The 2,573-nt window shown below is 62.7% G+C and carries 3 protein-coding genes; 2 read left to right on the forward strand and 1 reads right to left on the reverse strand.

The window, feature by feature from the left end; all coding sequences use genetic code 11:
• Together RTX98_RS16505 and RTX98_RS16510 are read left to right on the forward strand one after the other, a co-directional pair.
• Window positions 1–583 (forward strand): L-threonylcarbamoyladenylate synthase (locus RTX98_RS16505; protein ID WP_312797915.1); only part of this gene is annotated, 583 nt, incomplete at its 5' end.
• Between the two features lie 242 nt (window positions 584–825).
• On the forward strand, window positions 826–1,389 hold the full coding sequence (locus RTX98_RS16510; RefSeq protein ID WP_189503166.1) for a DUF6101 family protein: 564 nt from the start codon (window positions 826–828) through the stop codon (window positions 1,387–1,389).
• Between the two features lie 9 nt (window positions 1,390–1,398).
• On the opposite strand, the gene ubiA is transcribed toward RTX98_RS16510, so the two are convergent.
• Entirely contained in the window at window positions 1,399–2,382 is a 984-nt protein-coding gene (ubiA, locus tag RTX98_RS16515) for a 4-hydroxybenzoate octaprenyltransferase (protein ID WP_312797916.1), read from the reverse strand.
• Between the last annotated feature and the right edge of the window lie 191 nt (window positions 2,383–2,573).

The raw sequence follows: 2,573 nt of genomic DNA on the forward strand, positions 1-2,573 counted from the left end.
CGCCGAACTCGGCCGCCCGATCGCCGCGCCCAGCGCCAACACGTCCGGACGCATCAGCCCAACCAGCGCGCAAGCCGTGCAGGACGATCTCGGCCCGAAACTCGCTTACATCCTCGATGGAGGACCCACGAATGTCGGCGTGGAGTCCACGATCCTGAAAGTGGAGGGCGATACAGTTCGCCTTCTGCGGCCCGGCGGACTGACGGCCGAGGAGATCGAAGCAGCGATCGGTCGGCAGGTTGTCATAGGCATGACCGGTCCCGCTATCGAAGCGCCAGGCATGCTCGCCTCGCATTACGCGCCGGATGCTGGCGTGCGGCTTGATGCCGAACGTATCCAGCCCGGCGAAGCGCTGCTGGCCTTCGGGCCAAACCGTGCCAGCGGGGTTGATCAGGCAGTCGCTATCCGCAACCTCTCGGAAAAGGGCGATCTGCGTGAAGCAGCCGCCAATCTTTATGCCGATCTTCAAGCGCTGGACCGCCAAGGCGCGCGCATGATCGCTGTCGAGCCTATCCCGCATCAGGGGCTTGGCGTTGCCATCAACGACCGTCTCAGCCGCGCCGCATCTCCGCGCGCTCAATAAAGCCCAAACAGTTTTTACATTCTGCTAAGCATCAATGCTTCGGATACGAAGCTTGATGATTTATGTATTACGGTTGCATTCCGATAACCATTGGCAAAGCCGAAATTGCTTAACCCAACTTCTTAAGTGCGGCGGTAAGGACCGCGCTCTACCTTCCACTTCAACGAGGCCGGAAAACCGGTCCGGAAGCTGAACCGGCCAGCCGGAAGAGGCTCTCAGGAAGAACAGGAAGGCGAGAGATGATGAACACGGGATTGAAGCCGGTTTGGGCCAGCAGCAACATGCGCCTGGACCCGTTCCACCTGCCGCAGGCGGTGACCTATGCCAGCCGCGACGAACAGGGGGATGTTCATTTCACGATCGATAAGCGTGGCGCCGTTATCCGCCGCTGGCTCGAACGCAGCGGTTTGCCCGTCACGATCGCGCTGCCGGCACCGGCATTCCAGGGCGTCGCAGCGCGCGCGATGGAAGACGAGACCGGCCATGTGACGGTGACGCTCGAACTGCATCATGCCGACCCGCAGCTTTCCGTGCCGCTGCTCGTAGCGCATGATCTCGACGACGTCGCCGCAGACTGGCGCGCCTGGGCGGAAGCCTATCGCCTGCCGATGCTGCTGGTGGAATCCGACGGCGTGGCGCGCACGCTGGAAGATTCCATCGGCGGCGTCACCAATGGCGAGCCGAAGCCGCGCCGCAAGCGTGCAACCTCCGCGCCGCGCCGGCCGCGTTTCCTTGCCCGCCGCAAGATCGGCAATCTCGGCCTGCGTCTGGTTGTGGACGGCGAAGAGATCATCGCCCGCAACTAAGGCGATGGTTCAAAGATAGATGCGCAGAGCGGCCCACGCGCCGCCCGCCATCAGTCCGATGAAGATCAGCCAGCCCACGGTGTTGTTCGACCGGAAGAGCTTCAGGCACTGATCGGGGTTGTCGATATCGAGCACGCGGATCTGCCTGAACATATGCGCGGCAGCGGCCAGCAGTCCGGCCATCGCAGGCAGCGGCACCTGCGCCAGCGTGAAGGCCGAAGCGAACAGGATCAGCGAGCCTCCATACAGATAGACCAGCGCTTCCTTGGTTCGGTCGCCGAAGAGCCGCGCTGTTGAACGCACGCCGACCAGCGCGTCGTCTTCCTTGTCTTGATGGGCGTAAAGCGTGTCGTAGCCGATGGTCCACAGGATCGCGCCGAAGTAGAGCAGCATGGGTGCGGCATCGAGCCGGCCGAAATACGCTGCCCATCCCATCATCGCGCCCCATGAAAAGGCGAAGCCGAGAAAGAGCTGCGGCCAGTCGGTCACGCGCTTCATGAAGGGATAGATCGCGACCGGGATCAGCGCGCAAAGGCCTGTGACAATCGCGAAGCTGTTGAACTGCACCAGCACTGCAAGGCCGACCAGCGCCTGCGCAACCAGAAACGCCCAGGCCTGCTTGTGGCTGCCCTGCCCCGCCGGCAGCGGGCGCGAGCGGGTCCGGTCGACCTTCTCGTCGATATCAACATCCACGATGTCATTATAGGTACAGCCTGCGCCACGCATGGCGATCGAGCCGATCAGGAACAGGACGATGTGCCAAGGCGAGGGCAGAACGCTCAGCAGTGGATCCCCGGCCTGGGCATTGGCCGCAGCCGCCATCGCCGCCGACCACCAGCATGGCCAGAGCAAAAGCTGCCAGCCGATCGGTCGGTCCCAGCGGGCCAGCTGCGCATAGGGCCACATCCCACGCGGCAGCAGGCGATAGACCCAGTGCCCCGACGGCGCATCCTTGACGCGCCCGCGCACGCCTGACGATTGAATGGTTTCCATGGGGATCGGGAGTGGCAGGGGCGAAGCGCAGCGTCAAGACGGTTGTTATGTTGCACGCGTACGTGTATATGTACGTTCATCTTTGGAGGCCTAGATGGGCTATGCAACCGTTAGCGACTTCCGTGCGAATGTCGCAAAATATCTGGACGAAGTTACAGCCGACCGAACTGAACTGGTGATAACGCGCCAGA

It is taken from the genome of Tianweitania sp. (genome assembly GCF_032053605.1).
Lineage (GTDB): Bacteria > Pseudomonadota > Alphaproteobacteria > Rhizobiales > Rhizobiaceae > Tianweitania.

Excerpts from the sequence above, each read along its gene's own strand:
- RTX98_RS16510 (WP_189503166.1), top strand. The coding sequence starts at position 826 with ATGAACACGGGATTGAAGCCGGTTTGGGCCAGCAGCAACATGCGCCTG.
- ubiA (WP_312797916.1), bottom strand. The coding sequence starts at position 2,382 with ATGGAAACCATTCAATCGTCAGGCGTGCGCGGGCGCGTCAAGGATGCG.